Source organism: Pseudomonas sp. 9.2(2024), assembly GCF_039695385.1.
Classification (GTDB): domain Bacteria; phylum Pseudomonadota; class Gammaproteobacteria; order Pseudomonadales; family Pseudomonadaceae; genus Aquipseudomonas; species Aquipseudomonas paraglycinae.
The window spans coordinates 3,318,462-3,341,407 of sequence record NZ_CP155585.1 but is presented as its reverse complement, the minus strand read 5'-3'; the positions used below and the strand labels follow the sequence as shown (position 1 = coordinate 3,341,407).

Below are 22,946 nucleotides of genomic sequence, written 5' to 3'. Positions count from 1 at the left end.
CTCCGCCTCAGAGACCGCGCATGACTTTCGATTTTGATCAGGTATTCGACCGCCACGACACCGGCAGCACCAAGTGGAGCCGCTATCCGGCCGACGTGTTGCCGATGTGGGTCGCTGACATGGATTTCGCCGCGCCGCCGGTGGTTATCGAGGCCCTGCAACAACGCCTGCTGCACCCGTTGGTGGGCTACAGCGTGGCCCAGGACAACCTACGTGAGGCCATCGTCGCCGACCTCTGGAACAAGTTCGCCTGGCGGGTCAAAACCCAAGAACTGATTTTCCTGCCGGGCGTGGAGTCGGGTTTCAACATGGCGCTCAAGGCGCTGGTGCAACCGCAGCAGAACGTTGTGGTGCAAACTCCGAATTACCCGCCGCTGCGCCATGCACCTGGCCATTGGGGCCTGAACAAGGTCGAGCTGGAATTCAACGCCCAGGCCGACGGCAGCTACGCCACCCCGCTGGACGCACTGCGTGAATCCCTGACCGGTGGCGGCGCCCTGCTGCTGAGCAACCCTCACAACCCGATCGGCAAAGTCTTCGGCCGTGAAGAACTGCAAGCGGTAGCGGACATCTGCGTGGCGCAGGACGCCTGGATCATCTCCGACGAGATCCACGCCGAGCTGTGCTACGACGGTCGCGTCCACATTCCGACTGCGTCCCTGAGCCCGGAAATATCCCGCCGCACCATCACTTTGATGTCGGCGAGCAAGGCCTACAACATCGCCGGTCTCAAGACTTCGTTCATGATCATCCAGGACGCCGCCCTGCGCGAACGCGTCAACCACGCCCGTTGCGGCATGGTCGACAGCGTCAACCCGCTGGGCATGGAAGCCACCCGCGTGGCCTACAGCGAAGCCGGTCCGTGGCTAGAGGCGCTGAAGCAGTATCTGCAAGCCAACCGTGACTGGCTGGTGGACGCCGTGCGCAGCCGTTTGCCCGGCGTGACCCTCAATGTGCCGCAAGGCACGTATCTGGCCTGGCTCGATTGCTCGGCGCTGGATCTGGACGATCCGCAGAAGTTCTTCCTGGACCACGCCCGGGTCGGCCTCAGCCCGGGCCTGGATTTTGGCGACCACAGCCAGCAGTTCGTGCGCCTGAACTTCGGTTGCCCGCGTTCGATGCTCGAAGAAGGCATTGCGCGGATGGAGCGAGCCCTCGAGTCCCGGTAATCAAGTCAGGGCAAACCCGAGCGTCAATCCGATCGAACTCAGCGCAAACGGGCCGGGTCAACCGGCCTACCTGTCCTGAGACCCGGAGATTGATGATGACCGACTATCCAAAACCCCCGTTCCCGAAACAGGCGCAGCCGGTTCCCGGCTCCCAGCGCAAGATGGAGCCCTACCCCGATTGCGGCGAGCAAAGCTACACCGGCTCCGGCCGGTTGGCCGGCAAGATCGCCCTGATCACCGGTGCCGACAGTGGCATCGGCCGTGCTGTGGCCATTGCCTTCGCCCGCGAAGGTGCCGATGTGGCGGTCGCCTATTTGAATGAACATGAAGATGCCAAGGAAACCGCGCGCTGGGTCGAACAGGCCGGTCGCCAGTGCCTGTTGCTGCCCGGTGACATTGCGCAGAAATCCCAGTGCCAGGCGTTGGTGGATCAAACCGTCGAGCGCTTCGGCCGCATCGACGTGCTGGTCAACAACGCGGCTTTCCAGATGACCCACGAAACCTTCGAGGAGATTCCCGACGACGAATGGGTGATGACCTTCGACGTCAACATCACCGCGATCTTCCGTCTGTGCCAGGCTGCCATCAAACACATGGGATCCGGCTCCTCCATCATCAACACCAGTTCGATCAACTCGGACATGCCCAAGCCCACCCTGCTCGCCTACGCCACCACCAAAGGCGCCATCGCCAATTTCACCGGTGGTCTGGCGCAAATGCTCGGCCCGAGGGAAATCCGCGTGAATTGCGTGGCACCGGGGCCGATCTGGACGCCGCTGATCGTCTCGACCATGCCGGATGAGGAAGTGCAGAACTTTGGCGGGCAAACGCCACTCGGCCGCCCCGGCCAGCCGGTGGAGGTCGCGCCGATCTATGTGCTGCTGGCGTCTGACGAAGCCAGCTACATCACCGGCCAGCGCTATGGCGTGACCGGCGGCAAACCGATGCTCTGAACCACTTGCCAGAAAAAGTGAACCGCTGGACAAGGCGACCTCTCCATACCTTCATGGCCCGTTCGGGTTGCAAGAGATCAGGAGGTCGTCATGTCTGCGCCTATTATCAAACTCTTCACCCAGCCGAACTTTGCCTGGACTGACATCCGCCGCGAAGAAGAGGCCCACCCGCGTCATTACCTTGCTCACCTGCTGTTGCTCGCCCTCGTCCCGGCGGTGTGCCTGTTCATTGGCACCACGTATGTCGGCTGGAGCCTGGCAGTGGGTGAAACCGTGAGGCTCAGCAGTGCCAGCGCCTTGCAGCTGAGTGTCCTGCTCTACGTCACCATCGTGGTCGGCGTGGCGATCATTGGCGGTTTCATCCGCTGGATGTCGCGCACCTTCGATGCGCGGCCGACGCTCAACCAGTGCATCGGTTTCGCGGCATACACCGTCACCCCGTTTTTCATCGCCGGGCTCGCTGGCCTGTATCCCAGCCGCTGGCTGGCTGTGCTGGTGCTTGGCGTGGCGTCGATCTATTCGACGTTTCTGCTGTTCGTTGGCCTGCCGACTTTCATGCACGAGCGCAAGGAACAGGGTTTGCTGTATTCGGCCAGCGTCTGGGGTGTCGCGCTGCTGGTGCTGGTGACGTTGTTGGTGTCGATGATTCTGCTTTGGTTTAACGTGCTGACGCCGGAATACCTGCGCACGACTGCGGGTTAGGCCGGTTATGTCGGGGCGGCATCGAACTGACCTTACGGGCCGCGCGTCATGAGCTTCATCATCTGGGTGGCGGTGCTCGGTGCCGTGCTGCTGACCCTGGCGCTGACATCGTCGTACCTGCGCTGGATGCCGGTGACGACCTCGGCTGTTTGCCTGCTGCTGGGTGTGGGCATCGGGCCGGCAGGGCTCGATCTGCTGAAACTGCCGCTGGACGAAGCCTCTTTGTGGATGGAACACCTGACTGAAGTTGCGGTGCTGTTTTCCCTGTTCGTCTGCGGTTTGAAGTTGCGTTTGCCATTGCGCGACAAGCGTTGGCGGATTGCATTCGGTCTGGCGGGTCCGGTGATGGTGCTGACGATCATCGGCGTCTGTCTGTTGCTGCATTTTGGCCTGGATCTGAATTGGGGCCCTTCGCTGTTGATCGGCGCGATTCTGGCTCCGACCGACCCGGTGCTCGCAGCGCTGGTACAGGTCAACGATGCGCGGGACGTCGACAGCGTGCGCTTCGGCCTGTCCGGCGAGGCCGGGCTCAACGACGGCGTTGCATTCCCCTTCGTGATCCTCGGGCTGTTGCTGCTGAACGGTGAAGGGTTTGCCGCCGAGTGGCCCGACTGGGTACTGCGCAGCCTTGTGTGGGCGGTTCCGGCCGGGTTGCTTTGTGGCTACTGGATGGGCCGTGGCATCGGTCGTCTGACCCTCTCGCTGCGCATCCGCAACGATGACAGCACTCTGAGCCCGAATGACTATCTTGCTCTAGCGTTGATTGCGCTGGCCTATGTGGTGGCTGAATCCATCGGTGGCTACGGTTTTCTGTCGGTATTCGCCGCCGGCCTCGGCTTGCGACAGGAGGAAGTCAAATCCACCGGCGCCCATCAACCACCCGCCGAACACATGGTGCAACCGGTTGTCGGTCATCAGAATGTCGAGCCGCAGCAGGCGGTGCACGGCGATACCGAGCGGCTGGAAGACAGCCAGGTGGCCGCCGGCATCATGATGGGCGACATGCTCGCCTTCGGCGGTCTGGTCGAGCGGGCGATGGAAGTGTTTCTGGTTACCCTGCTGGGCGTGGTGCTGGTCAGTCACTGGGACTGGCGGGCGCTGCTGGTCGGCGGCGTACTGTTCTGTGTCATTCGCCCTGCCTGCGTGGCTTTGATGCCGTGGGGATCGTTATTGGCTGGGCGCCAACGGTTATTGATCGGCTGGTTCGGCATTCGCGGGATCGGCAGTCTGTTCTACCTCTTCTATGCGCTGAACCATGGGCTGGGCGACAGCGTGGGCACGCTGTGTACCGACCTGACCCTGTCGGTGGTGGCGCTGAGCATTCTGCTGCACGGCATCAGCACCCAGCCGATTCTTGCCCGCTACGAGCGGCGTAAAAAACCGGTCAATCCTAAACGCGATGGCCGTTGAACGCGGTGGTGTTTCAGCCTCCCGGGTTGGTCACCTGAATGTAGAAGGCATAAGTGCCGAGCAACATCCAGAATGTTGCAAACATCCACGGCGTACGAATGGAAAACAGCAGTGACTTGCGATACCCCTTGTGGCTCGACTCCATTTCGCTGAACAGCGGCGATTCGTCATAAGCCAGACCCATCAGGGGTTCGCTGCGCAGCAATTCACTCTGCTTGAAATGCCAATGATCGATGATGTCGTAGGCGGCACGAATCCCCGGCCAGGCATTGAGCGAACTGAGCAGGCCGAGCAAGGCCAGGAACGGTGGCACCACCAGGGTGAACAACTTGCCCCACTCGGGGTTGAGGTTGGCCATGCAGGACGCGAAGGCAATCACCAGAAACGATTGCGCGGCCAGGTAGGCATCGGTGCGGTTGGCCAGGATGCTGGTTTCGTACTGGATTTCCCGTCGGTAGAAATCCAGCCGTTCCTTGGGTGAACCGAACATTTTGGCGTTATGTTCGTTGAGGGTCTCTTCGGCGGTCGGTTGGGTCAATATGCGTGGCACGATGGAACGCTCCGAAACAAAGCGTTTTGAGGCGCCACGTCTCGGACAAGTTCAGCCCGATTGTGCCTCCGGTTCACTTTATCGACTGGGCAATGATCTCCACCAGATTCAGTTGATTGAACGGTTTCGACAGCCGCGGCAGCCCTGCTGCAAAACCTTCGAGGCGCTCGGCATAACCGGTCGCGAGGATGATCGGCAGATCCGGCTTGAGCAGGCGCACGGCGTGAGCCAGTTGCGCGCCGCTCATCTGCGGCATGGCCATGTCGGTGATCATCAGGTCGATGACCTCGCCCTGATCGAACAGCTCAAGCGCCTGTGCACCGGAGGCGGCGCTGACCACCCGGTGGCCGAGGTCTTCCAGCAGCAGGACCGTGCTGGTGCGCACCAGACTGTCGTCGTCCACCACCAGCACGCTGAGGCGCGGCACCGTATCGGTGGACACCATCGGACCAAGCGGTTTGGCGACAACACCGTCGACGGCCACCGGCAACCACAGTTCAGCGGTGGTGCCCTGCCCCTTTGTACTTTTCAGAATGAAGCGGCCACCCAGTTGTTCGATGAAACCCTGGACCATCGACAATCCCAGACCGGTGCCCTTGCCCAAGCCCTTGGTGGTGAAAAACGGATCGCTCGCCGACGCCAGGGTGGCGGCGTCCATGCCTTCACCGGTATCGGTGACCCTCAGGCACACGTAGCGCCCAGCTGCCAGGCTTGTGTCGTTCTGTTCGAGCACCACTTCGGGCTCGGCACTGATCGTGACGTTGCCTCCTTCGGGCATGGCATCACGGGCATTGGTCGCCAGATTGAGCACCGCCAGTTCGAGTTGGTTGCTGTCGGCCAGCACCGCTTGCAGGTCTTCGGGAAACTGCGTTTCGATGCGGATCCCCGGCCCCAGTGAACTGCGCAACAGCCCGGTGATGCCCTGCACCAGTTTCGGGATTTCGATCGGTTCGGTCTTGAGCTCCTGACGCCGGGCAAAAGCCAGCATGCGCTGGGTCAGCGACACGCCGCGCAAGGCGCCCTGGGTGGCGTTCTCCAGCAGACGGCTGACTTTCGGGTCATCGCCCAGGCGTTTGCGCACGATTTCCAGGTTGCCGAGGATCACCGTCAGCAGATTGTTGAAGTCGTGGGCGATACCGCCGCTGAGTTGGCCGATAGCCTGCACTTTCTGCGCCTGGAACAGCGCTTCACGGGTTTTTTCCAGGGCCTGTTGCGCCTGGGTAGCCTCGGTGACGTCGCGGGTAATCTTGGCAAAACCGAGCAAAGTGCCGGTGTCGCCGCGAATCGCATCGACCACCACATGGGCCAGAAACCGCGTGCCGTCCTTGCGCAGGCGCCAGCTCTTGTTCTCGAAACGGCCCTCGCGCACCGCAGTTTCCAGGGCGCGCTGGGGTTCACCGGCGTCACGGTCTTCCGGGGTGTAGAACATCGAGAAATGCTTGCCGATGACCTCATCCGGCTTGTAACCCTTGATCCGCTGCGCGCCGGGATTCCAGTTTGTCACCCGGCCTTCGGGGCTGAGCATGTAGATCGCATAGTCGGTGACGCCCTGCACCAGCAGGCGAAACTGCTGTTCGCTCTGCTTGAGGGTTTCTTCGGCCATTTTGCGGTCGGTCAGGTCGCGGGTGATCTTGGCAAACCCGAGCAGTTGCCCGCCCGGGCTGAAAATCGGATCGATCACCACGTGGCACCAGAAGTGCGTGCCGTCCTTGCGTACCCGCCAGCCTTCACCCTCGAACCGGCCCTCGCGGATCGCCGTGTCCAGCGCCCGCTGCGGCAAACCGTTAGCACGGTCTTCATCGGTGTAGAACCGGGAAAAGTGTTCGCCGAGGATCTCCGCCTCTTCATATCCCTTGAAGCGCTTTGCGCCGGAGTTCCAGCTGGTAATGATCCCCTCGGGGTCGATCATGTAGATCGCATAATCGACGACCGCATCGATCAGCAAACGAAAGCGCATGTCTTCGATTGCAGCGGACTTCTTGTTCTCGCTCATCAGGCTTGGCTCAAAGCAGGTTTTCAATGACTGGAGTATGCGTCAAACCGGCGGTTTGGAAAGCCGCAAAAGCATACCGGGCCAGGCAAGGGGCAGCAGCTCATCGCTGGACATATCTGATGATCCTTGCGTAAAGCGCATTGAAGAGGAAATCCGGTACCTGCGTCGCGTATTGCGTTGCCTTGGACAAGGCCAGGTGGCACTCCCTGACCATTTCATTACGCTCGTTTTCGCCATTGACCGATTTGCTGAAAATGCGCTCATAGGCCTCGTAACTGTAAGGCGTGGATGTCGAGGTAATGGAAAGCTTGTGCTGGGTGTCCAGGGTGTATGTGCTGTGCGCGCGCAGGATCCGATCCTGCAAGGCACCCAGCCCGCGCTCGTACAGGAAAATCTGCGAGCCGCTGATTTTTCTGGCCACCGACTCCAGTGTGTACAGCACCGCATGAGCATTACCCAGGCTGGATTTCAGCGCCGACGGTTTGACGAAACGCTCAAGCTCGCCCTTTTCGAGGCTTTTGAACCCACGTTGGACACCTGAAATAAAGGCAAAGGGATAGTTGCAGGCGACCACGTGCACTTCCAGCTGATAGCCGGCGCTGGCGGCGTATTCAGGCAAGGCGGCAAATTGAATGGTGTCGAATGCGCACTCCAGAATGATGTTGAGTTTTTCCCTGAAGGCTCTTTCGAAAATCTTCTGGCACAGATCGCGGACGAAAGTCTCTGTGTGTTCGTAGGCATGCAATACGCCGATTTTGATCATTTCCTCATATTGCGGATGCCTCTCCCGATACTGGGGAAGGTAGAGGCGAACATGGTTTTGATAGCGACCGGAAGGCAGCAGGCTTTTTTCCAGCAGGTAGGTTTTGCCCGAACTTTGCACGCCGGCAGTGACCAGCATCCGGGGTGTGGTCTCGGCTGTTACTGCGGAAAACAGCGTTGGGCTGAGGGTGTCGAAAGCGGCAGTGACCTGCTCTGGCGTGTAGGTGTAGTGGTAGGCAGCGGCGACAGACATGCAGTGATTTCCTTATCTCGTCTTGAGGGATACCGGTGGCCGGTCCTTTGACTAAAGACCGGTTTTCGGACTTCATCAAAGACAAGATATTTACAACGTATATCACTGTTTTGTATGGGAATTAATCCTACAGTTAACGATGGAAATCACCCTGTTCAAATTCCCGGAAACGTACGTCAACCCGACAGGTTTCCTGCGCATTCACTCCCCTCCAGCGACCACCAGCGCGGCAGCAATTGGCGGATCCGGCTTTCGGCAAAGCGGTCATCGATCAGCATCACCACGCCGCGATCCTGCTGGGTGCGGATCACCCGTCCGGCGGCCTGCACCACTTTCTGCACGCCGGGGAACAGGTAGGTGTAGTCGTAACCGGCGCCGAAGATCGCGGCCATGCGCCGCTTCATCTGTTCATTGACCGGGTTGAGCTGGGCCAGCCCGAGGGTGGCGATGAATGCACCGATCAGCCGTGCGCCGGGCAGATCGATGCCTTCACCGAACGCGCCGCCGAGCACGGCAAAACCGACGCCCTGGCTGTGGGCGGTGAATTGATCGAGAAAGTCCTGCCGCGCGCCTTCGGTCATGCCCCGGGATTGCTGCCAGCGGGTGATGTGCGGGTGCCGCTCGGCCAGCAGCTGCGCGACCTGTTGCAGGTAATCGAAACTGCTGAAGAACGCCAGATAGTTGCCCGGGCGTTCGCTGAACTGGCGGGCGATCAGCTCGACAATCGGTTCCAGCGACGCTTGCCGGTGCGTGAAACGCGTGGAAATCCGGCTGACGATCTGCACCTGCAATTGTTCGGCGCTGAACGGTGACTCGACATCGATCCAGACCGTGTCGACAGGGGTGCCAAGCAAATCCGCGTAATAGTGGCGCGGGCTGAGGGTTGCGGAAAACAGCACGCTGCTGCGCGCCGCCGTCAGGCGCGGGCCGATGAACGCCGCCGGCACCACGTTGCGCAGACACAGTTGCGATAGCGGGCGTTTGCGCTCGAGGTCGCGCTTGCTGATGTCGAACAGGTAATGCGCGTCGAACAATTCTGCCACCCGGCCGAATTGCAGCATTTCGAAATAGAAATTCTGCAAGGCGCTGTCGAGCCCTTGCGGGTGATCGTTGAGGTAGTCGCCGATGCTCGCCGTGCAGGATGAGAGCGCCTGCAACAGTTTTTCCGGCGCCCTGTCGTAGGCCTGATACGGCGCCAACTGGTCATTGTGCAGGGCGTTCCATTCGCGGTTGACCCGCTGCAACGATTTTTTCAAGGCCTCGGGGGCGGTTTTGCGCACGCTGCCCAGCGTCGCCTGATCGAGAGTGGAGCTGTACATCTGCCGCCCGCGCTCGACCAGGTTATGCGACTCGTCCACCAGCACCGCAACGTTCCATTGATTGAACTGGGCCAGACCGAACAGCAGCGCGCTGAAATCGAAGTAATAGTTGTAGTCCGCCACCACCACGTCGGCCCAGCGGGCCATTTCCTGGCTCAGATAATACGGGCACACCGCGTGCTGCGCCGCGACGTCTCGCAGCGCGGCCTGATCCAGCAGACGTAGTTGGCTGGCGGCTTCGCGGGCAGCGGGCAAGCGGTCGTAAAAGCCCTGGGCCAACGGGCAGGATTCGCCGTGGCAAGCCTTGTCCGGGTGTTCGCAGGCCTTGTCCCGGGCGACCATTTCCAACACCCGCAGCGGCAAGGTTTCGCTGTGATCGAACAGCACTTGCGCCGCGTCCAGCGCCAGTTTGCGGCCGGGTGTCTTGGCGGTGAGGAAGTACACCTTGTCCAGTTGCTGCGGCGCCAACGCCTTGAGCATCGGAAACAGGGTGCCGAGGGTCTTGCCGATCCCGGTCGGGGCCTGGGCCATCAGGCAGCGGCCGGTGCTGACGGCCTTGAACACCGATTCGGCGAGGTGACGCTGGCCGGGGCGAAACGCGGCATGGGGGAAACCCAGCTGCTGCGCCGCCCGGTTGCGCGCGTCGCGGTGGGCCATTTCCTGTTCGGCCCACGCCAGGAACAGACCGCATTGTTGTTCGAAGAACTGCCGCAGCGCATCGGCGCTGAACGCTTCGACCAGACAGGTTTCCTTTTCCGTGACGATGTCGAAGTACACCAGCGCCAGATTGATCTGCTCAAGTTGCAATCGACAGCACATCAACCAGCCGTAGATTTTCGCCTGGGCCCAATGCAGCGAACGGTGATTGGCCGGTTGCTTGCTCAAATCGCCGCGGTAGGTTTTGACTTCTTCCAGGCAGTTCTGCGTCGGGTCGTAGCCGTCCGCCCGGCCCTTGACTTTCAATGGCCCGAATGCGCCCTCCAGCGCCACTTCGCTCTGGTAGGCGTCGTTGCGCCGGGACGCCACGGTGCGATGCCCGGCCATCCCCTCCAGCGCGGTCGGTGACGGGGTGAAGCGCAGGTCGAGGTCACCGGTTTTCGCGGTGAATTCGCATAACGCCCGCACCGCGATGCTGTAGCTCAAGCGCCCTGCTCCGCCCATTGCACGTAACACACGGCGACCGGCATCCGGTGCGTGTTGCAGAACTCCAGCCAGCGCAATTGGTTGTCCTGCAAGCGATCGCCCGGGCCTTTGACTTCGATCATCCGGTAGGTCTTGTGCTGTGGCCAGAACTGGATCAGATCGGGCATGCCGGCGCGATTGGCCTTGATGTCCAGCAGCAGACGGCTGAACCAGTGCTTGAGGTGTTCGGCCGGCAGACAGGCCAGCGCCTGCTCCAGCAAATCTTCATTGAGCGCGCCCCAGAACACGAACGGCGACTGCACGCCCCATTTGGCGGCGAACCGCGCGCGGATGGTGTCGGCATAGCGGCCATCGTCGAGTTCGGCCAGACAGGCCTGAAACAGCTCGGCGCGTCGGGGCTGGAAGTCTTCATTGAGGAGATCCACCGGCCCGCGCTGGAACGGGTGAAAGAACGCGCCCGGCAGCGGCGCGAAGATCGCCGGCCAGCACAGCAGGCCGAACAATGAATTGATCAGGCTGTTTTCCACGTAATGCACCGGGCCCGTTTCTTCGTGCAGGTGCGCCTGAACGTGATATTCCACCGACAACGCCGGATCGAGACGCGGCAGGTGCAGATCCAGCCGCTCCACCAGGCCGGGTGCCGTGCGTTTGATCGGCGGTCCGCCGAGCTTGCGCCGCAGGCGCGGCAATATCCGTTGCAAGCCCTGCTGTTCGGTGGCGGTTTCCGGCGCCTGCTCGGCAATGACCGCCAGTTCCAGAGCCAACGCATACTCGGCGCTGCGCTCCAGCACGCGGATCATCCGCAATCGTGCGCCGGGATAGGCGCAGTCGCGATAGATCTTCAGGGCCAGGGCGAATTCGCCGAGGCGCTCGCAGTATTGGCCGATCTGGAACAACAGCTTGCCGCGCCGGCGTTGCAGCCACGGGTTGTCGAAATGCAGCGCCGCGACCTGTTCGACGATCGGCTCCAGCGGCTCGCCGGCTTCGAAATACAGCTGGCAGTCGTGCAGAAACAGGCAGGCATCGACGTCGGCACGGCTGCGCAAACCCCGGGAATCGGCGCTGAACTCAACTTTTTCGTAGGTGAAGATGCCGAGGTCGGCGAGCACGAACTCCGACCAGTCCTGATAGAGGTTGCCGAAGAACATCAGGCGAAAACGGTCGCACAGGTCCATCAGCGTCAGGCTGAACAGCCGATCCGCCAGCGTTGGGCACCATTGCCGGAAAATGCGGGGCTCGGGGAATTGTTCGTGCAGCAGCGGCAGCCAGTCGACTTTCTTGCCCCGGGGCTGATCGATGGCCGGGCCAAAGGCTTGCAGGATCTCGGCCTTGAGCAGCACCTCGAACAGATCCGCCATCGACAGCGGCGCCTGTTCATCGAGCCAGCCCTGCTCCAGCAGTGGTTGCGCCGCCTCGGCGATGTCGCCGATTTCCGGATAATTCAGCTTGCCGGCGCGAAAATGCACGCCCTTGCGCATCACCATCCGCACCAGCAACCCCTGGGATCCGCGCGGCAGTGCCTTGAAGTCGCGGATGAAGCCGTGCTCCGCTTCGCTCATGACATCGGCGTAACGAAGCTCAAGCCAATCAAGCACCTGGCGGAAGTTGTTGAGGTAATAGAACGGATCTTCGAGGGAATTGGCAGTCACGGTGATTTCGGGGCCATGGCAAGCGAGTACTGGTTATGCGTACAGATACCAGCCTGCCCCGGCGGGCGCAAACGGAAAAAGATCAGTGGCACCTTCATTGCGGAATTTTTTCAGGTGGCCATCGAACTTTCTCCGGCGTAATGGCACCAACCGCGTTAGAGGCCGACAATGGTCGAAATGAACAGGAATGCTGCTTATGAAAATCAAGACTCTCGGGATCCCGTTGGCTGTTGCGGCCCTGCTGACGCTGGCCGGTTGCTCGACCCCGACGGTGGTCACCCTGCAGAACGGCACCCAGTACCTGACCGAGGACATGCCCGATACCAAAAACGAGGACGGTTTCTACGAGTTCAAGGATATTTCCGGCGCCAAGATCCGCGTGCGTGCCGACGAAGTGGCCACGGTGCGCAAGGAAGACTGACGGTTCCCCCATCAAAAAAAGGCTGCGTTCCTGGTGGAGCGCAGCCTTTTTTGCATTGATCAGCGGGGTAATGCCATGCCCGGGAGGGAACCGTCGCAGTTCAACGCGCGCTCGCCGCGCCGGACCATTTCTTCCTGCAAGCGCTGGCAGCGCTGACGTTCCTGCTGCGCCATGCGGTCGATGCTCAGGTTGCCGGTCATTTCCGGCTCATGGTCTTCGCCGATGCGAACGGTCACGAACGGTTGTTCGGGCTGGATATGAAAGCGGCTTTTCTCTTCGACGGGTTTGACGTCATCACTGTCGGCAGGTTTTGGCAGTTGATCGGTGGTGACGCCATAGCGGCTCAGAATCGAGCTGTGAGGCAGATCGGCCCAGGCATTGGCCGACAGCAGCGCCAGTCCCGCGATACCGATAAACCTCTTGAAACCTTTCACGTGTGAATCTCCTGTACTCGTTGGCGACCCTTACATGACGAACGTTGCCGTCATGGCTTTAGGCCGCATTTCCTGTTGGTGCAGGGATTGGAGTCAGGGAGTGGCTGGTGAGTCACTTTCAATACCGCGTTATCGTTCAATCGCGAGCAGGCTCGCTCCCACAAAAGGCCGGTACTCGGTCAAGAGTGGGAGCGATGTTCGACGTGCTCGCGAAGGCGCCCTTGCGGGCGCCACTAACGTCAGGCAATCACGATCCCGTCGCCACTCAGACTGTTCAACGCAACCCCGACCAGCGTGACCGAATCCGCGCCGAACTTCAGCACCGTATCCTGCCCCACCGCCGTGGCATGGGCGCGGAAGTCGTCGCCCGGCAACACGCCCTGCACGCCGAGGAACAGCAGTTTGTCGTTGGCGGTGTAACCCACCACGCGGTCCTGGCCGAACGCGCCGCTGAACAGGAAGGTATCCGCCCCGCCACCCGACTCCATCAGATCATTGCCGGCGCCGCCGACGAATACGTCGTTGCCCGTCCCGCCGATCAGATGGTCGTTGCCGTCCAGGCCGAACAGCCAGTCACCGCTGGCCTTGGCCTTGAGGGTGTCGGCGGCGCCGGTGCCCTTCACGCTCGACTCGTACTGGGTGACGTTGTTGCCGACCTTCAGTCCGGTCGCCGTGACGGTGTGGGTGACGTCGTCCTTGAACAGGCCCCAGAGGAAACCTGGCTCCTTGGTGACGATGCTGCCGATGTCGCGGGTGATGCTGATCCCGCCGTTGGCATCGCGGATGTACAGGTTGCCGGCGCCGTCGTTGGCGAAGTCGAAGGTATTGACCGACTTCTGCAACTCCAGGGTGTTGTTGCCCGAGCCACCCAGCAGGATGTTGTAGCCCCCGCCGTCGCGGAACGTGTCGTTGCCGGCGCGGCCTTCCAGATAATCGTTGCCGCTGCCGCCCTGGATCAGGTCGTTGCCGTCGCTGCCGATGATGAAGGTGCTGCCCTTGTGGGTTTCGGCGTTGCGGTTCAGGTCCTGCACCCAGGTGTTGGCCCGCGCCGGATCCGACAGGTTGGCGACGATGATCGTCGAGTCCTTGCTGGTCAGGTCGTAGAACTTCGATTCGATCACCCGGTTCATGCCATCGCCATAAGCGGTCGGCAGGTGCGAGATCCAGGTCGGAATGTTGACGATCGAGAACGGCAGCACGTTCCACGCCGCCGAAGCGTAGTGGTCGTTGAAGCTGACGATGTTGTCGGTCGCCGACTCCTTGGGCGCGTCGTGCACGCCGAGCGAGGCGCCGGTGAAGGTCGAGCCGTCGAGCGCGCGGAACACCGGATCGTTTTCGTAGCCGACGTTGAGCACCTTGTCGGTGCTGCTCTGGGTCGGCGAGGCGTAGGCGATGTAGTTGGAGTCCTGGAAGAACCCGCCCCATTTGCTGGTGCTCAGGTCCGCCATGCTGTTGACCGCCAGCCCGCCGAGGCTGTGGCCGCTGACCAGCACGTCCTTGCCGGTCAGGCCGTTGGCCTTGGCGAACGCCACCACATCGTTCATCAGGTTGCCGAAGGCTTCGCCGACATAGTTCTTGGCGTAATCCTTGGGCCCGAATGCAGCGAGCAAGTCGTTGATCACGTCACCGATGGAATCGCCGATGAGGATTTCCCGTGGGCCGCTGGTGCCGCGAAAGGCGATGCCGATTTCCGTCAGATGGCCCTGAGCGTCGTATTTGCCGAGGATTTCCACCTGAGCGCTGGTGTAGCCGGCTTTTTCGCCGAAGAAGGTGCCGCGGGCATCGGTCTTGCCCTCGTAACCCAGCTGCGAGGCAGTGATCGGGGTCCAGCCGGCTTTTTTCACCGCATCGAGCGCGGCTTTTTCCGAATCGGGGTTCCACGGAATGCCGGGGATCACGCCTTGGGAATCCGTGCCGCCGATCAGAGCGGTCACCAGCGTGGCCGGCAAGCCGAGGCCGAAGCCGTTGTGCTGATAACCGACGGCAAAGCCGTTATCGAGGTTGTGGTAGGAATACAGCGTAATGGCCATGGCGTCGCTGAACAGCGCCTTGGATTCCGCCGTACCGAAGTTCTTGTAGTCATACACACCCATTGCTGTTGCCTCTCTTTTTGTTGGAATTGTTCAGAGATAGCTCACAACCAGAACGCCCCTCCCGAGGCGCCCCGGAGCATTTCAGTACAACGTTCGTTTGTCAGGCGAAGACGAAACTCGAATCCGACAGGTTAGCCACACCGACCCCGACCAGCGTCACGGCAAAGTCGCCAATCTTCAGCACGGTATCGCTTCCGGACTGCGACGCGTGTTGCTTGTAGTCGTAGCCCTGCCCCGCGCCTTCGACGCCCATGAACACCAGTTTGTCGCTGCCCTGGTAGCCATTGATCGCGTCGAAGCCGAAGGCGCCGCTGAACAGGAAGGTGTTGTTGCCACCCACCGCGCTCATCACGTCGTTGCCGGCGCCGCCGACGAAGGTCACGTGGGCCTTGTCGCTTTGCAGGTGATCGTTGCCGCCCAGGCCGAATAGCCAGTCGCCGTCAGCGGTGGCTTTGAGGGTGTCGCCCATGGCGCCGCCGCTGAGCGAATGGTTGTACTGGGTCAGTTCGGCACCGTTGGCCAGGCCTTTGGCGGTGACGGTCCAGGTGATTTCCTTGCTGCCCCACCACGAACCCGACTCTTTGCTTACCAGCGCGCCGATGTCACGGGTCATGCTGATGCCGCCGTAGGCGTCACGCACGTACAGGGTGCCGTCGCCGTCGTTGGCGAAGCTGAAGTTCTGCAACGGTTTTTGCAGTTCGAAAGTGTTGTGGCCCTGGCCACCAAGCAGGATGTTGAAGCCGCCGTCGTCACGGAAACGGTCATCGCCGCCCAGACCTTCGAGGAAGTCGTTGCCCGCCCCGCCCTTGAGCCAGTCACCGCTGTCGGTGCCGATGATGAAGGTGCTGCCGGTGTGCGGCTCGCCGCTGCGGCCCAGATCCTCGACCCAGGTCTTGCCCCGCGATGCTTGCTCAAGGTTGGAGACGATGATCGTCGAGTCCTTGTGCGTCAGGCCGTAGAACTTCGACGCGATCACCCGATTCAGGCCGTCGGCATACCCCAGCGAGCTGTGGGCCGACCAGTTCAGCGGATTGGCGATGCTGAACGGCACCAGGTTCTGCGCGGTGGATGCGTAGTTGTCGTTGAAGTTGACGATGTTGTCGGTGGTCGAATCGTGCGGCTTGTCGTGCTTGCCCATCGACGCGGTACTGAACGTGGTGCCGTCGAGCACGCGGAACACCGGGTCGTTCTCGTAACCGATGTTCAGCACGTTGGTGCCGGTGCTGCTCTGGGTCGGCGAGGCGAACGAAATGTAGTTGGCGTCCTTGAAGAATCCGCCCCAATTGCTCGCGCTCAACTCCGCCACGCTGTTGACCCCGAGACCGCCGAGGCTGTGGCCGCTGACAAGTACGTCCTTGGCCGCAATGCCGTGGGCGACAGCGAACGCGGCCACCGATTTGAGCAGGTTGTCGAAGGCGTTTTTCGCGTACTGAGTGGCGTAGTCCGACGGGCCAATGGCAGCCAGCAGGTTGTTTTTCATGTCGCCGAAGGTGTCGCTGTAACCCAGCCCGCCGGTGCCCCGGAAGGCCACGCCGATGCCGATCAGCTTGCCCGCGGCGTCGTACTTGCCGAGCACTTCGGCTTCGGCGCTGGTGAAACCATCCTTCTCACCGAAGAAAGTACCCTGCGCCCCGACTTTGCCCTGATAGCCCAGCGCCGTGGCGCCGATCGGCTTCCAGCCAGTGCCGGGCAAGGCCTGCCCGGTCGGCGTGTAGGCATACAGCGTCAGGGCGATGGCGTCGCTGTACAGCGCTTTGCCGTCGGCGTTTTTGTAATCGAACAATCCCATGTTGTGCTCTCTCTTCCTTTCAAAAACGGCAGTTCTCGAAAGAACTGCCGCTACCCCTTAGAACTGCCAGTCCAGCGTCAGGCCCACACCGTGGTCCTTTTCGTTGGAGCCGATCAGCCCGTTATAGTCCAGGTTGACCCGGACATCGTGATTGAGCGCCAGCCCGGCGCGCACGCCGACTACCGCTGCATCTCGATCCATCGACACACTTTGCACGGTGAACGCACTGTTGCCATTGACGAAGGCCAAGTGACTGTCGGAATCCACGCTGCTCAGATTGTGCTGCCAGCCCAGGCTTGCGCCCAGTTCCAGCTGGTGTTTCTCCGACAGGGCAAACGTGCGCTTGGCCCGCACACCGAGGGTCGACAACACCACATCGCGGTTGTCTTCACCACCCTTCAGTGCGGCGGCATCACCCTTCTCGGTGAAGCTGTCGCTGTTGAGGTGCACGTAGGCCAGATTGGCGAACGGCTCCAGATTCATCGGTTGCAGACCCAGGTCGTAGGCCGCTTCGGTGAACAATTGCGCGGTGGTCGCATCGCGCTTGGTTTTCTGTTTGCCGCTGACGCCAGCGAATTGCAGGTCGCGTTTGACGTCGATGCGATGCCAGCTGTAAGCCGCACCGGCGGTCAGACGCAACGCATCAATCTGATGCCCCAGGTACGCGCCCAGGTGATAGCTATCGACCGAGGCGGACGAATGCGTACCCTCGCCCATGCTCAACGAGCTGTCGCTATAACCAGTAACGAAACCGAGACGAGTATCTTCAGCGATCAAACCGTCGACACCGGCCAGCAGGCCGCCGATGGAACTGGTGGAATCGGCGTATTTCGACCCGCCATCGCTCTTGCCCCAGGCGCCCAGCACTTTGAGCCAGGCGTTGCTGCGGTCATCGGTCGGCGCGCCGGCATCGAACAGATCGCGCTCACGCAGACGTTCGCCCACGGCATCGCGCAGGTAGCGGCTGTCGTTGATCAGCAGCGTGCCGATCGCCGGATGAATCTCGCCGGACAATTGCTGGAAGGCCTCCTGCGCAGCGGCCGCCGACGGCGACAGCAACAGGGTTTCGAACAACGCATTGCCGGCGCCGAGGCGTTCGGCGGCAGCACCGACTGCGCGCTGGTTCGGGGTCAGGCCGACACTGGCGAACGAGGCGCCGTTACGTCCAACCTCCAGTTGCACGCCACCTGATGAGTAATCGAGGGTGCCGCCGAGGAACGCATAGTTAGGCAGCACCTGACCAAAGCGCCCCTGAATCCCGCCTGCTGCCTGCAGAATGTTGAACTGACTGCCGAGCAGCGATTTCACGTCTTCGGTGGTCAACAGCGTCGGGCTGTTTTCCAGGGACAGACTGACGGTGGCGCCCTCAATTATGGCGGTGCCACCGGCGGCGATCCGGTCGCTGCTGGTCGGCGACACTTCCACCGCATAGGTCGAACCCGGTGCGAAGGTCACGTCACCCGCCACGTTCAAGGTGCCGATGGAATTGCCCGGCGCCACGGTGCCGCCGCTGTTGGCGGTCAGCGCGGCGATCCGGCCGTTACCACCGAGGATGCCGCCGTCATTGACCGTCACCGCCGATTGCAGCGAGCCATTGATTGCCAGTCGGCCCTGATTGACCAGGGTCGGGCCGCTGTAGGTGTTGTTGCCGGTCAGCACCAGAGTGCCGATGCCTTGTTTGGTCAGACCACCATGGCCGGAGATGTTGTTGCGCCAGGTGTCGAGCCCGCAGGTGATGTCGTTGCATACGCGTTCGGTGGGTTTGCCCGCATCGATGATTGCGCCGATGCCCGGCAGATCGGCCACGAACTGGCCGGAACCGTAGGCGCCCTGGATGCGGAATTCTTCGGGGATGTCCTGCTCGGTGACGAACATCGCCGGGCCGTCGATGCCCTTGCGCAGGTTGATCATGCCCCAGCCATACAGGGCGTCGATGCCCGGTGCGCCGAGGTCGGTGGCCGTGGTGCGCAACACGCTGGCGACCTGATCGCCGGACATGTACGGGAAGCGCTCCATCAGCACCGCCATGGAGCCGGCCACGTGGGGCGCGGCCATCGAGGTGCCGTTGTAGTTCTTGTAGCCGGTGGTCAGGTTGTCGGCGTTGGTGCCTTCGATGATCGAGCTGTAGATCTGCGTGCCCGGTGCCGAGACGCAGAAACTGGCGGTGTAGCCGCAGCGCGAAGAGAACGTACTCATGATGTACGGATTGGCGCTGGCCTGATCCGGGTTCCTTTGCAATGCGGCGACGGTGATCCAGTTCGGCGCGATGTCCGGCACGAAGTAACCGAGGCCGGCGATGGCGTCCGGGTTGTTCAGGTTGTAGTCGTTGCCCGCCGCGAAGATCGTCACGATCCCGCTGCGTGCGGCGGCGATTGCACCGTCGTAGGCGCCGCCGGGTTTGGTGCCCAGCAGTGTGCGGATCTCGTTGAACTGCAGTTGCGCGTCGTTGACGGTGAAGTGCGGGTACGCCGGGTCACGGCCGCCGAGGTCGAAACGGTCTGTGATGCCGATGCCCCAGCTGTTGTTGATGATCCGCGCGCCGCTGGCGATCAGCGCATCCCAGCCGGCCTTGTACACCGCGCCGTCGTTGCCGCGCACGATGCCGTCTTCCGGGCCCGGGTCGCCGTTGTCGGCGCTGATGATCTGCGCGCCGAACGCCACGCCGTGCATCGGCCCGCCGTCACGGCTGCCGGCAGCGATACCGCCAACGTGGGTGCCGTGGGCGCCGAGTTTGCCGTCGGAACCGACCGAGGGCGAACCGTCATAGCGGAACGCGTCCCCCGCTTTGACCGGGATGTACGGGTCGGTGTATTCGCGGATCCCCGAGGTCACCAGGGTGATGACCTTGTTGCTGCCGGAAAACTCCGGGTGCGCGGCGTAGACCGGTTGGTCGAAAATTCCCAGTTTCACGCCTTTACCGGTGTAACCGGCGGCGTAGGCGTAATCCGCGCCGATGGCGCCCAGGCCCCAGTCGGCCTTGAACTCGGCACTGCGCCAACTGCCCGGATCCCCTGCCCGGCCGCTTTCCACGTAGGGCGCCGCGTGTGCGCTACCCCAGGTGGCCAGCGCGCAGAGCAAGGCGACGTTGAGAGTTTTCAGGCGAAAGCATCCACCCGATTGCGCGGGGGTGTTGTTGTTTTTCATCCAGCGACCTTCCTTAGTGATGTTGCGAAAAATCCGTGTGTTCAGCCCCGTGATCGTTCCCACGCTCCCGCGTGGGAACGCAGCCCGTGACGCTCCGCGTCACTGGACGCGGAGCGTCCCTAGAGGCATTCCCACGCAGACGGTTCGACGCCTCGACGTGGGAACGATCATCCGTGTGTCTAGAACTGCCAGTTCAGGCTCAGGCCCACGCCATGCTGCTTCTCGCGGCTGGCCAGTTGTCCGGTGTAATCGAGGTTCACCCGCACGTCGCGGGTCAGTGCCAGGCTGGCCTGCACGCCGACCAGTGCGGCGTCGCGCACCAGTGGCGAGCTTTCGACCGTGTACGGCGCGCTGCCGCTGGCAAAACGCAAATGCTGTTCGGAGTCGATGTCGGTCAGGCTGTGCTGCCAGCCCAGGTGTCCGCTCACTTGCAGCTTCTGCGCGGACGGCAGGTCGAAGGTCTTGATCGCCCGCACGCCGAGGGTGCTCAACACCGCGTCGCGCTGGTCGCCGCCGCTTTTCAGCGCGGCGGCGTCGCCCTTCTCGGTGAAGCCGTCGGTGTCGAGGTGCACGTAGGCCAGGTTGGCGAACGGCTCCAGGGCCAGCGGTTGCAGGTTCAGTCGATAAGCCGCTTCGCCGAATACCTGAGTGGTGGCGGCATCGACCTTGGCTTTTTGCCTGGCGCTGACGTTGCCGTACTGCAAGTCGCGTTTCACATCGGCGCGATGCCAGCTATAGGCCGCGCCGGTGCTCAGGCGCCAGGCGCCGATGTCGTGACCGGCGTAGGCGCCGAGGTGATAGCTGTCGACTTTGGCTGAGGAATGCGTGCCCGAGCCCATGCTCAGCGAGCTGTCGCTGTAACCGGTGACCAGACCGATGCGGGTCTGCTCGTCGACCGCTCCGTCGACACCGGCCAGCAGGCCGCCAATCGACGTGCTGTATCCAGCGGTGTCGTGCTGCGAATCGGTTGTACCCCAGGCGCCGAGGGCCTTGATCCAGCCGTTGTTTTGCGCGGCATTCGAGTCATGTAGGCGTTCGCCAATGGCGTCGCGCAGTTGCCGGCTGTCGTTGATCAGCACCGACCCGAGGGCCGGATAGATTTCGCCACTCAACTGTTGAAAGGCTTGTTGCGCGTCACCGGCGGTGGCCGACAACAACAGGCTTTCGTAAACCGAACTGCCCGCGCCCATGCCTTCCACGGCGGCAGCCACAGCACGTTGATTCGGTGTCTGGCCCACGCTGGCGAACGATGTCGCGTTGCGCTCGACATTCAAGCCGATGCCGTTGTCGCTGTAGGCCAGGCCGCCACCGATGAACAGATAATCCGGCAGCACCGCACCGAACCGCCCCTGAATGCCACCCGCCGCTTGCAGAATGTCGTACTGCCGGCCGAGCAGGCTTCTGGCCTCGGTGGTGCTGAGCAGCGTCGGACTGTTTTCCAGCGACAGGCTCACGGTGGCGCCGTTGATGGACGCAGTGCCGCCGGCAACGATGCGGTCGCTGCTGGTGGGAGATAACTCCACGGCGTAGGTCGAACCCGGCGCGAAGGTCACGTCACCGGCGACGTTCAACGTACCGATCGAATTGCCCGGTGCTACCCGGCCGCCGCTGTTGGCGGTCAACGCGCCGATCCGCCCGGATCCGCCGAGGGTGCCGCCGTCGTTGACGGTCACGGCCGAAGTCAGCGAACCGTTCACCGTCAGCAGACCGCCATTGACCGTGGTCGGCCCGCGATAGCTGTTGTTACCGGTCAGAACCAGTCGCCCGTCGCCGGACTTGATCAGACTGCCCTGATACACCCGACTGGCCGCCGCTGCATCGCGAGCCATGCCCACGGCGTAATCGGTCTGATCCTGTTGACTGGCGCCGGCCGATACGCCGTTCTGCCAGCCTTTGTTTTGCAGGGTTTGCTGCCAGGCGCTGTGTTCGGCGAGGTCTTCGCCCTGGCGCTGGATCAGCGCCTTGTCGCTGATGTCATTGCTCCAGACATCGCTCTGCCCGGCTGCCAGGTTGGCGTCGAACGCTCCGAGCAATTGCCCCGGACCGCGCATCGCCCGGTACAGGTTGGCTACGCCCCAGCCGACTCGCTCGGTGGGCGCGTCGGTCACCGAGCCATCGAGTTGCGTAGCCGTGGTCAGCAGCACTTCGAGAGCCTGCTGGTTGTTCATGTACGGGTAGCGCTCCATCACCAGCGCCAGTGCGCCGGTGGCGTGCGGCGCGGCCATCGACGTGCCGGACTTGATCGCATAACCGCCGTCGGGAATGGTGCTGTCGATCTTCGCCCCCGGCGTGGTGATGCACCAGTACTTGGCGATTCCGCACTGGTTGTACTTCTGCTGATTGCTTTGATCGAGTCCCGAAACCGCCAGCCAGTGACCTTCCAGATCCGGCTGAAAGTACGGCAGCGCCGAGCGCACGCTGGCATTCGGGTAACCGCTGTTGCCGGCGCTGAACACGTTGATCACGCCACGACGGGAAACGTCCGCCGCTGCGTCGAGCCAGGTGCCTTTGTTCCAGTGCTGGGCGTAAGCGGCGTGCAGATCCGTGAGGGTTCGATAGCTGACATCCGGCGGCTGGCTGCCCCAACTGTTGTTGATCGCACGCACACCGGCATCAGCCAGGGCGTCGTACACCGCTTTGAAGTAGCGCGGGTCCGGGTTGGGGCCGAACAGGAAACTGTCGTTCTTGTTGGTGTTGCCGACGTAGATTTGCGCGTTGTACGCCACGCCATGCATGCCGCTGCCGTCACGGGATGCGCCCATGGTGCCGACCACGTGGGTGCCGTGGGAGTCGTTGTTCGGGTTGAGGGTGCCGTTGACGTTGAACAGCGAGCCGTCGATATAGCTGCCGCTGGCCAGTACCGGGTGATAGCGGTCACGGGCGAACTCGGGATGGGCGGCGTCGAAACCGGAGTCCAGCGCGCCGATTTTCACGCCCTTGCCGGTAATGCCGGCGGCGTAGGCCTGATCGGCCTGCATCCGGTCCAGTCCCCAGTCACGCTGGAATTCGGCGCTGCGCCAACTGGCCGGATCGCCGGGTTGTCCGGATTCCAGGTACTGCGCCTGAGCCTGGGTCGAAGAAATCACAAGCAGCAGGGTACCGACCGAAACCGGCTTGATGCGTACGTCCATGTTCTCCACTCACTTTTATTGTTTTATGCAG

15 protein-coding genes are annotated in these 22,946 nt (G+C 62.1%); 5 read left to right on the top strand and 10 right to left on the bottom strand.

The window, feature by feature from the left end:
• The first annotated feature begins 20 nt into the window (after positions 1-20).
• The 4 genes from ABFB52_RS14925 (at position 21) to ABFB52_RS14910 (ending at position 4,234) form a co-directional block, all read left to right on the top strand.
• Positions 21-1,169, top strand: a complete 1,149-nt coding sequence (locus ABFB52_RS14925; protein ID WP_129973766.1) for a PatB family C-S lyase — start codon at positions 21-23, stop codon at positions 1,167-1,169.
• Positions 1,170-1,264: 95 nt separating this feature from the next.
• Positions 1,265-2,122 carry a glucose 1-dehydrogenase gene (locus ABFB52_RS14920; protein WP_129973765.1) on the top strand — a complete coding sequence of 286 codons (858 nt, stop codon included), beginning with the start codon at positions 1,265-1,267 and terminating at the stop codon, positions 2,120-2,122.
• Positions 2,123-2,212: 90 nt separating this feature from the next.
• The gene (locus tag ABFB52_RS14915) at positions 2,213-2,824 is read left to right on the top strand and encodes a Yip1 family protein (RefSeq protein ID WP_129973764.1); all 612 of its coding nucleotides are present in this window, start codon (positions 2,213-2,215) and stop codon (positions 2,822-2,824) included.
• Positions 2,825-2,872: 48 nt separating this feature from the next.
• Positions 2,873-4,234: a cation:proton antiporter gene (locus ABFB52_RS14910; protein WP_129973763.1), complete on the top strand. Its 1,362-nt coding sequence runs from the start codon at positions 2,873-2,875 to the stop codon at positions 4,232-4,234.
• A 13-nt stretch (positions 4,235-4,247) separates the two neighbouring features.
• Here ABFB52_RS14910 and ABFB52_RS14905 read toward each other — a convergent pair whose 3' ends face one another.
• The 5 genes from ABFB52_RS14905 to ABFB52_RS14885 all read right to left on the bottom strand — a co-directional run bounded on the left by ABFB52_RS14905 (position 4,248) and on the right by ABFB52_RS14885 (position 11,903).
• Positions 4,248-4,784, bottom strand: coding sequence for a hypothetical protein (locus ABFB52_RS14905; protein WP_129973762.1), 537 nt, complete (start codon positions 4,782-4,784; stop codon positions 4,248-4,250).
• Positions 4,785-4,857: 73 nt separating this feature from the next.
• Entirely contained in the window at positions 4,858-6,777 is a 1,920-nt protein-coding gene (locus tag ABFB52_RS14900; protein ID WP_085745711.1) for a PAS domain-containing sensor histidine kinase, read from the bottom strand.
• Positions 6,778-6,877: 100 nt separating this feature from the next.
• Positions 6,878-7,792, bottom strand: coding sequence for a zeta toxin family protein (locus tag ABFB52_RS14895; RefSeq protein ID WP_085745712.1), 915 nt, complete (start codon positions 7,790-7,792; stop codon positions 6,878-6,880).
• 176 nt (positions 7,793-7,968) lie between these two features.
• A complete protein-coding gene (locus tag ABFB52_RS14890; protein ID WP_129973761.1) occupies positions 7,969-10,254 on the bottom strand; it encodes an ATP-dependent DNA helicase in 2,286 nt (761 codons plus the stop codon).
• Entirely contained in the window at positions 10,251-11,903 is a 1,653-nt protein-coding gene (locus ABFB52_RS14885) for a VRR-NUC domain-containing protein (protein WP_129973760.1), read from the bottom strand. Before ABFB52_RS14885 ends, ABFB52_RS14890 begins: the two co-directional genes overlap by 4 nt.
• A 196-nt stretch (positions 11,904-12,099) precedes the next feature.
• On the opposite strand from ABFB52_RS14885, the gene ABFB52_RS14880 reads away from it, so the two are divergent.
• Positions 12,100-12,324, top strand: coding sequence for a YgdI/YgdR family lipoprotein (locus ABFB52_RS14880; RefSeq protein ID WP_007951417.1), 225 nt, complete (start codon positions 12,100-12,102; stop codon positions 12,322-12,324).
• A 59-nt stretch (positions 12,325-12,383) separates the two neighbouring features.
• Here ABFB52_RS14880 and ABFB52_RS14875 read toward each other — a convergent pair whose 3' ends face one another.
• The 5 genes from ABFB52_RS14875 to ABFB52_RS14855 form a co-directional block, all read right to left on the bottom strand.
• Positions 12,384-12,758 (bottom strand): hypothetical protein, encoded by a 375-nt coding sequence (locus tag ABFB52_RS14875; RefSeq protein ID WP_085745715.1) that lies wholly within the window; start codon positions 12,756-12,758, stop codon positions 12,384-12,386.
• Between the two features lie 239 nt (positions 12,759-12,997).
• Positions 12,998-14,851, bottom strand: a complete 1,854-nt coding sequence (locus ABFB52_RS14870; RefSeq protein ID WP_129973759.1) for a polyurethanase — start codon at positions 14,849-14,851, stop codon at positions 12,998-13,000.
• A gap of 100 nt (positions 14,852-14,951) precedes the next feature.
• Complete coding sequence (locus tag ABFB52_RS14865) at positions 14,952-16,640, bottom strand: polyurethanase (RefSeq protein ID WP_129973758.1); 1,689 nt, start codon at positions 16,638-16,640, stop codon at positions 14,952-14,954.
• 57 nt (positions 16,641-16,697) lie between these two features.
• On the bottom strand, positions 16,698-19,784 hold the full coding sequence (locus ABFB52_RS14860; RefSeq protein ID WP_346836082.1) for an autotransporter domain-containing protein: 3,087 nt from the start codon (positions 19,782-19,784) through the stop codon (positions 16,698-16,700).
• A 179-nt stretch (positions 19,785-19,963) separates the two neighbouring features.
• Complete coding sequence (locus ABFB52_RS14855) at positions 19,964-22,915, bottom strand: autotransporter serine protease (RefSeq protein ID WP_129973757.1); 2,952 nt, start codon at positions 22,913-22,915, stop codon at positions 19,964-19,966.
• Between the last annotated feature and the right edge of the window lie 31 nt (positions 22,916-22,946).

Bases quoted from the DNA above. Each gene is read 5' to 3' on its own strand.
- ABFB52_RS14925 (WP_129973766.1), top strand. From the start codon at position 21: ATGACTTTCGATTTTGATCAGGTATTCGACCGCCACGACACCGGCAGC.
- ABFB52_RS14920 (WP_129973765.1), top strand. From the start codon at position 1,265: ATGACCGACTATCCAAAACCCCCGTTCCCGAAACAGGCGCAGCCGGTT.
- ABFB52_RS14915 (WP_129973764.1), top strand. From the start codon at position 2,213: ATGTCTGCGCCTATTATCAAACTCTTCACCCAGCCGAACTTTGCCTGG.
- ABFB52_RS14910 (WP_129973763.1), top strand. From the start codon at position 2,873: ATGAGCTTCATCATCTGGGTGGCGGTGCTCGGTGCCGTGCTGCTGACC.
- ABFB52_RS14900 (WP_085745711.1), bottom strand. From the start codon at position 6,777: ATGAGCGAGAACAAGAAGTCCGCTGCAATCGAAGACATGCGCTTTCGT.
- ABFB52_RS14895 (WP_085745712.1), bottom strand. From the start codon at position 7,792: ATGTCTGTCGCCGCTGCCTACCACTACACCTACACGCCAGAGCAGGTC.
- ABFB52_RS14880 (WP_007951417.1), top strand. From the start codon at position 12,100: ATGAAAATCAAGACTCTCGGGATCCCGTTGGCTGTTGCGGCCCTGCTG.
- ABFB52_RS14870 (WP_129973759.1), bottom strand. From the start codon at position 14,851: ATGGGTGTGTATGACTACAAGAACTTCGGTACGGCGGAATCCAAGGCG.
- ABFB52_RS14865 (WP_129973758.1), bottom strand. From the start codon at position 16,640: ATGGGATTGTTCGATTACAAAAACGCCGACGGCAAAGCGCTGTACAGC.
- ABFB52_RS14860 (WP_346836082.1), bottom strand. From the start codon at position 19,784: ATGAAAAACAACAACACCCCCGCGCAATCGGGTGGATGCTTTCGCCTG.
- ABFB52_RS14855 (WP_129973757.1), bottom strand. From the start codon at position 22,915: ATGGACGTACGCATCAAGCCGGTTTCGGTCGGTACCCTGCTGCTTGTG.